Source organism: Luteibacter sp. (assembly GCF_051958795.1).
Classification (GTDB): Bacteria; Pseudomonadota; Gammaproteobacteria; order Xanthomonadales; family Rhodanobacteraceae; genus Luteibacter.
Genome location: NZ_JBQCFT010000422.1, coordinates 1 through 6,289 on the forward strand (window position 1 = coordinate 1; position 6,289 = coordinate 6,289).

The following is a 6,289-nucleotide window of genomic DNA, read 5'->3' on the forward strand; positions in this document are numbered from 1 at the left end:
CGACGCCAGACGACCTCGCCGTGCGCGCCTTCGGCCGCACCGCTCGACGGCTTCGCCACAATGTAGGTCAGCTCATCGTTTTTCAGCGTATAGGCGCTATCGCCGCCCTTGCCATCCCAGTTGGGAAACGAGGCGCGCAGGATCTGGCTGTGCATCGTATGCGCGTCGGCGCTGACGTGGCCGTAGTGGGCGTTGAAGTCCATCGATGCCGCCTTGTACTCCTCGGGCGTGCCTTTCGATTTGTCGTTCACGGCGAACGGCATGCGTTTCGCCCTGACGATCTGCATCATGTAATCCCCGTGTTCGTCGATCAGCCACATGCCTTCGGGTGATGGGCCATAGAGTTCGACGCGGCGGCCGTCCGGGTAGACGTTGTCGCAGCGGACCAGCGTCCAGGTGCCGACGAGCTCCTTCGGGACCTGCGCGGTGCCCATGGCCATCGTTGGCCCGGGGGGCGCCGCCGGCGCGGCGATGGCTTCGGGTGCGATGAGTGCCATGGCCAGGGCGGAAGCGAGTAGCGGCAGGGTGAAGTGCGACATGGTGGTGCCTCGAGGTTGGGGTGCCCCGATCCTGTGGCTTGCGCCGCAATTTGATAATGGGCCTCGTCCTTTATTGACCTTCAAATCGGATTTGAAGATGATCCGGCCGACTGGCTGGCCTGGGGCAGGGTGATGAACCGTCTGAGCGATATGCAGCTACTCGTCGATGCGGCGGACCTAGGCAGCCTGTCGTCCGCTGGCCGACGCGCCGGCCTCTCGCCCGCGGCGGCCAGTGCCTGCGTCCAGCGGATCGAAGCGGCGCTCGGCGCACGCCTGTTCGAACGCACCACGCGACAGCTCCGGCTGACGGATGAAGGGCGGGCCTACGTCGCTTCCTGCCGGATCGCGATCGAGACGATGCGCGAGGCGGAACGGGTTGTCCGCAGTGGCACCGAGAGCGTGAGTGGAACGCTGCGCGTGTCTGCGCCTTCGGACATGGGGCGCAACCTGCTGGTGTACATCCTTGATCGCTTCATGCAGCTGAACCCTGGGGTGCGCGTCGTGCTGACGCTTTCGGATTCACTGTCGCGCTTTGTCCCGGATGATGTCGATGTGGCGATCCGTGTGGGGTCGCTGGAAGACACGGACCTGGTGGCGCGCCATCTCGCCGATAGCTGGCGGGTGGTGTGCGCTTCGCCGTCGTGTATTTCCGAGCATGGCTTGCCCGGAAGCGCTGATGATCTTGCCCATCTTCCCGCCCTTGTGATTACCACCAAGGCAGGGCCGCGCAATGAATGGCGGCTTGGCGATGCGACGGTGCGCATGCTCCGCTACCACGAATGCTCCGACAGCGAAGTCATCCGCACCTGGGCCGTACTTGGGCGTGGCTTCGCCTATCGACAGCTATGGGCCGTGGCGAAGGACGTCCGCGAGGGGAGGTTGGTGCTGGTCAATGCACCGGCCTGGTCGGCGCCGGCGCCTATCCATGCTGTATACCACCCAAACACGTTCCAGCCACCGCGGGTGAGGCGCTTCGTGGAGTTCCTGCAGGCGGAGATGCGCGTGGCGATGTCGGGGGATGCGACAGAGCTGATGGGGTGAGCTTGATTACGCGGTCTTTGCCTCTGGCCATTCACGGAAGACCACGCAGACCGTGGTCTTGTCCAGCATCGCGAACTCACGGGAACCCCAGGGCTTTAGCTCGGGACGCTTCGAGTTGGGATGCAGCAGGTGCGGGACGCGCTGGGATAGCTCCTTGAATATGCCGTCGACATCATCGGTGTCGATACTGAGTTCCGGCCGGTCTTTTGCTGCGAACTCCGGGCTTTCCACGATGTATGCCTTCGCGCCGTCGCGGGCGATGACGGCCAGGTTGTCGTCGCGGTACAGGACTTCGAACCCAAGCCCGTCGACGAAGAAATCCAGGCCGTCCTGCATGTGGTCGTAGAAGATCTTGGGGATCAGGTTCTTGAACATGCTCACGTGTTCCGGTGGTTCGCTGGAACCAGTGAACCTTCCAGCGTCAGCAACCAGGTTTTTGCCTCAAGGCCACCAGCGAAGCCCGTGAGGCTGCCGTTCGTACCGATGATCCGATGGCAGGGAGCCACGATGGATATCGGATTGCGCCCGTTCGCCGCGCCCACTGCGCGCGAAGCGGTCGGCCTACCGATGGATTCGGCAATTTGAGCGTACGAGCGGGTTTCGCCAAAGGGCACGCGGAGCAACTCGGCCCAGACGTCCTTCTGGAAGGCCGTGCCGTGGAAATCGAGCGTGAGGTCGAAGACGCGTCGCTCGCCGGAAAAGTACTCGTCAAGTTGGCGAGCGGCTTCGTTGAGCACCGGATGGTCGTCCGCTTTTTCAGCGTGCGGCAGCGGAACGCGGCGAGGCGTATCGTTTTCCCAAAGGATCGCCACCAACCCCTGTTCGCTTGCGACGAGCTTCAGGGTGCCGACAGGTGATGGGAGCGCTTTGTAGACGTAGGGCATGGTCGACGAGATGGCGCTCTAGCGGTGGTCAAGTCAAACCGAGATGCTTGGCAACGGCGAAGGTGACGAACAGCAGGAGAGCAAGCGTCGGCACGAAAATGGCGGCCGCCTTGCCAAGCGTGCGTAGCATCGCGCGCCGCTCGGTCTGGCGTCCCTTCTTCCCTTGATCGTGATGCCATTTGATGGCGAAGAACATGCCCGTGCCGAACACGAGCACCTTGAAGGTGATGAAAGCTACGGGGACCCAGTCCACGATATGTTTCCAGGCAATGACGTGTCGCTACCTGACGTAAGGGCAATGGGGAGGCGTCAGGGCAGGCCATGCACGAATGATGCTGCATGCTCGACGTCATGTTACTCGGAACCCATTCCGATGCATCGAGGCATATTGTCCCAGCCACACCGGGATGTACGTACGCGCGGTGCGCGTTCTCCGGGGTTGGCGAGACCGGCTCGCGGCGGCTGTCGAGCCCAAGAAAAAGCCCCGGAGGTTTCCCGCCGGGGCTTGTCCTTTTGATGGTGGAGATGGCGGGAGTCGAACCCGCGTCCGAAGGCGTTTAATCTCCAGATCTACATGCTTAGCTCACCGTTAAGTCTCGTCCACCGACAGCACGGCGTGCTAAGCGCACCGGCGGACATACCTGATTAATCTGGCGTCAGCCCCACAGGCGGAGAGGCTTTCGGCGGTCTCATGATAGTGACCCTACACCGGCGAGCATGAGCACAAGACCGGTTCGGGGGTTTGGCCTTTTTTAGGGGCCGGACAGCTTAGGCGGCGAGAGCCACCGAGTTGTCACCGTAGTAGTTGTCATTGGCAACTATATGTTTTGCAGCTGGTTTAACGAGGAAAGCTACCCCCTCGGCATGCACCAGTAGATCGCACTACCCCCGTCGAAACCAAAACATCCCCGGGGAAAACGTGGTGAACCTACGCCACACAGTATATGGGCGGGGTGGCGGGGTCACAATGGGCTCGCGTGGCTCAGCGTGTAGGGGAGTTGAGCCTCAACTCGTAGGCATTTTCCGACGTACAGCCACTTTTCGACGATTTCGCCTACATCGCGCGTCGGCGCGCCCGATCTTGACTAGGTGCCTGTTGAGGCGGAGAATTTGTGGCTAGCGACTGGGCAGAGACGCGTATGCGCCTCCTGCGGGGCTTAGGCCCTGCCCCAGACGCTTTTTTATTGCGCCGGATTCAATGGAAGGAATCGGTATGTACATCTGCTATCTCGATGAATCAGGGACGACTGAGCCGGGCGATTCCTCGCTTCACTTCGTATTGGTTGGCCTCGCCATCCTGGCTTCCGCCTGGAAGCACAAAGACGTTCAGGTCGACGCCGTAAAGCGGAGATATGGTCTGGAAGACGCCGAGATCCACACTGCGTGGATGTTGCGCGAATACCCGGAGCAGCGGGCGATTCCCGAGTTCTCGAGCTACGACCATGCCGATCGGCGACGCCTCGCGGTGGCACAGCGCACGCAGAACCTGGCCCGGCCGCGCTCAAAGGGTGCTCAGCGGGCGATCTTGCTCAACTACCGCAAGACATCGGCCTACATCCATCTGACGAAGGCCGAGCGTACTCGTTGCGTTGAGGAGCTCGCAGACCTGATCGGATCCTGGGCCGATGCGCGGCTGTTCGCCGAGGCGCAGCGTAAGTCTTCGTTGCCGGACGGCAGGGGTGACTTCGAAGAAGCCTTCGAGCAAGTCGTGACACGCTTCAACACCTGTCTGAAGAATGTCGGTGGAATCCATGGCCTGCTCGTCCAGGACAACAACGAGACCATGGCCGACCGCCTTACGAGGCAGATGCGAAAATTCCATCGCGACGGTACGACTTGGGCGAAGGACATCGAGCTGGTCGTGGAGACGCCACTTTTTGTGGACAGCGAGCTGACCTCGATGGTCCAGTTGGCGGATCTATGCGCCTACGCCATCCGCCGGTTCTTCGATAACGGCGAAGAAGGCCTGCTTGACCGAATCTCTCCCGTGTTCGATCGCAAGCTCAACCGGTTGGTGGGCATTCGCCACTTCACGCGCGCCGAGGCGTGTGAGTGCAAGATCTGCCTTGAGCATGGCCGAAAGCCGGCTCGCTGAGGCGAGCCGGGGTAGTTTTATCGCGCGCAAGCGCGCTCCCACAGGGGCACGGCGGTTAGCCCAGGCGGTTGTGGGAGCGCATTACCCGCTGCTTGTCGATGGCCCACTCGCGTTCCTTGTCGGAGTTGCGCTTGTCGTGCTCCTGTTTGCCCTTGGCCAGGCCGATCTCGCACTTCACCTTGTTGTTCTTCCAGTACAGGGCGGTAGGGACGAGGGTGTAGCCCTTGCGCTCGACCGCGCCGATGAGGCGGTCGATTTCCTCGCGGTGGAGGAGCAGCTTGCGGGTGCGGCGGTCGTTGGCGACCACGTGGGTGGAGGCGCTGATCAGCGGTGGGATCTGGGCGCCGACGAGGAATACCTCACCGTGCTCGATGATGGCGTAGCAGCCCTCGCCGAAGTTGATCCGGCCGGCACGCAGTGACTTCAGTTCCCAGCCCTGCAGCGCCATGCCGCACTCGAAGCGCTGGTCGATCTGGTATTCGTGGCGCGCGCGCTTGTTCAGCGCGATCGTGCCGCGGCCCTCTTTTTCCGTGTCCTTTATCTTCGCTTTCGCCATGTCCGCTAAAATCTTCCGAATCGGTCCCTGATACGAGGCCGGCGGGTCCGTGAGCCGGCAAATACGACGAGGTCTATCCAGTGATTGAAATCCGCCGCAGTGCGATCGTGCCTTTCACGCCCGCGCAGATGTTCGACCTGGTCAACGACGTTGAAGCATACCCAAAGCGCTTCAACTGGTGTGACGCCGCCACCATCGTGGAGCGCGAGGAAAACGCACTGGTCGCCCGGCTCGACCTCAAGTTCGCCGGGATGAAACAGAACTTCACCACCCGCAACACCATGGAGCGGCCGAACCGGCTGACCATGAAGTTCGTGGAAGGGCCGTTTCGGTCGCTGGATGGCGTCTTCACTTTCCAGGCCCTGGGCGACGTAGGCTGCAAGATCGCCCTGGAGCTCGATTTCGACTACGCCGGCCTCGGCGGCTCCGTCCTCAAGATGGGTTTCCAGCAGCTCGCGAACAAGATGGTCGACGACTTCTGCGATGAGGCGCGCCGGCAGTATGGCTGAGCTGGCCGTGGAAGTAGCTTACGCCGGTCCCGAGGGGCAGGCGGTGGTCGAGCTGGTGGTGCCGGCAGGTACGACGGCATGGGAGGCGGTGGGGGTGGCCCTGCCGACGCTTCCCGGTGGGATCCAGCCAGACCAGGGGCGCCTGGGCATCTTCGGAAAGAAGGTGGGGGCGGAGCAGGTGCTGGTGGCGGGTGACCGGGTGGAGATTTACCGGGCGCTGACGCTGGATCCGATGGAGGCGCGGCGGAGGAGGGCGGCCCGGTAGCCTGAGGGCGTCCGGGCGGGGCCAATCGCGCGCAAGCGCGCTCCCACAGGGCAAGCGGGGGCGGGTTCGCCCCCGGGCCGGTTACTTCTTGGAGTCGTCCGTGGTGGCGCCGCCGCCGAAGATGACGCTGTCGTCCTTCTTGTCGTTGGCGCTGGTGTTCTTGTCGCCCTTGGCGTCTTCGATCGGGTTGCTCTTGTATTTCTTCGAGTCTTCGAGGAGCTGCTGGGCATCCTGCTTGAAGAAATCGCCCTCGGTCTTCACCAGCGTGTCGTTGTTGAAGGTGAGGGTGAGGGTACGCGTGGTCATGGGCTTGCCACGGTGCGAATACGTGGAGACGTAGTCCCAGCGGTCGTTATCGAACGGGGAAATGACCGAGGGGGTGCCCAGGAGGACCAGGACC

The 6,289-nt window shown here is 62.4% G+C and carries 10 protein-coding genes and 1 other RNA gene; 4 read left to right on the forward strand and 7 right to left on the reverse strand.

All coding sequences use genetic code 11. From position 1 onward, the window contains the following. Window positions 1-539 (reverse strand): lipocalin-like domain-containing protein (locus ACTHLF_RS21175; protein ID WP_440330205.1); only part of this gene is annotated, 539 nt, incomplete at its 3' end. A gap of 132 nt (window positions 540-671) precedes the next feature. Here ACTHLF_RS21175 and ACTHLF_RS21180 point away from each other — a divergent pair. Further along, window positions 672-1,580, forward strand: a complete 909-nt coding sequence (locus tag ACTHLF_RS21180; protein WP_440330207.1) for a LysR family transcriptional regulator — start codon at window positions 672-674, stop codon at window positions 1,578-1,580. Window positions 1,581-1,586: 6 nt separating this feature from the next. Here ACTHLF_RS21180 and ACTHLF_RS21185 read toward each other — a convergent pair whose 3' ends face one another. From ACTHLF_RS21185 to ssrA, 4 genes are all read right to left on the reverse strand, one after another. Continuing rightward, entirely contained in the window at window positions 1,587-1,955 is a 369-nt protein-coding gene (locus ACTHLF_RS21185; RefSeq protein WP_440330209.1) for a hypothetical protein, read from the reverse strand. Window positions 1,956-1,957: 2 nt separating this feature from the next. Beyond that, entirely contained in the window at window positions 1,958-2,464 is a 507-nt protein-coding gene (locus ACTHLF_RS21190) for a methylated-DNA--[protein]-cysteine S-methyltransferase (RefSeq protein WP_440330211.1), read from the reverse strand. 28 nt (window positions 2,465-2,492) lie between these two features. Further along, a complete protein-coding gene (locus tag ACTHLF_RS21195; protein WP_440330213.1) occupies window positions 2,493-2,717 on the reverse strand; it encodes a hypothetical protein in 225 nt (74 codons plus the stop codon). A 264-nt stretch (window positions 2,718-2,981) separates the two neighbouring features. After that, window positions 2,982-3,374, reverse strand: a transfer-messenger RNA (tmRNA) gene (gene ssrA / locus ACTHLF_RS21200). 303 nt (window positions 3,375-3,677) lie between these two features. Between ssrA and ACTHLF_RS21205 the strand changes: the two genes are divergently transcribed. Continuing rightward, a complete protein-coding gene (locus tag ACTHLF_RS21205; RefSeq protein WP_440330215.1) occupies window positions 3,678-4,559 on the forward strand; it encodes a DUF3800 domain-containing protein in 882 nt (293 codons plus the stop codon). Window positions 4,560-4,614: 55 nt separating this feature from the next. Here ACTHLF_RS21205 and smpB read toward each other — a convergent pair whose 3' ends face one another. Then, window positions 4,615-5,115 carry an SsrA-binding protein SmpB gene (gene smpB, locus ACTHLF_RS21210; RefSeq protein ID WP_440330217.1) on the reverse strand — a complete coding sequence of 167 codons (501 nt, stop codon included), beginning with the start codon at window positions 5,113-5,115 and terminating at the stop codon, window positions 4,615-4,617. A gap of 80 nt (window positions 5,116-5,195) precedes the next feature. Here smpB and ACTHLF_RS21215 point away from each other — a divergent pair, with 80 nt between their 5' ends. Then, on the forward strand, window positions 5,196-5,624 hold the full coding sequence (locus tag ACTHLF_RS21215) for a type II toxin-antitoxin system RatA family toxin (protein WP_440330219.1): 429 nt from the start codon (window positions 5,196-5,198) through the stop codon (window positions 5,622-5,624). Beyond that, complete coding sequence (locus tag ACTHLF_RS21220; protein WP_440330221.1) at window positions 5,617-5,889, forward strand: RnfH family protein; 273 nt, start codon at window positions 5,617-5,619, stop codon at window positions 5,887-5,889. Before ACTHLF_RS21215 ends, ACTHLF_RS21220 begins: the two co-directional genes overlap by 8 nt. A gap of 81 nt (window positions 5,890-5,970) precedes the next feature. Here the strand turns inward: ACTHLF_RS21220 and ACTHLF_RS21225 are convergent. Further along, window positions 5,971-6,289: outer membrane protein assembly factor BamE (locus ACTHLF_RS21225; RefSeq protein WP_440330223.1), on the reverse strand; the 319-nt coding region annotated here is incomplete at its 5' end.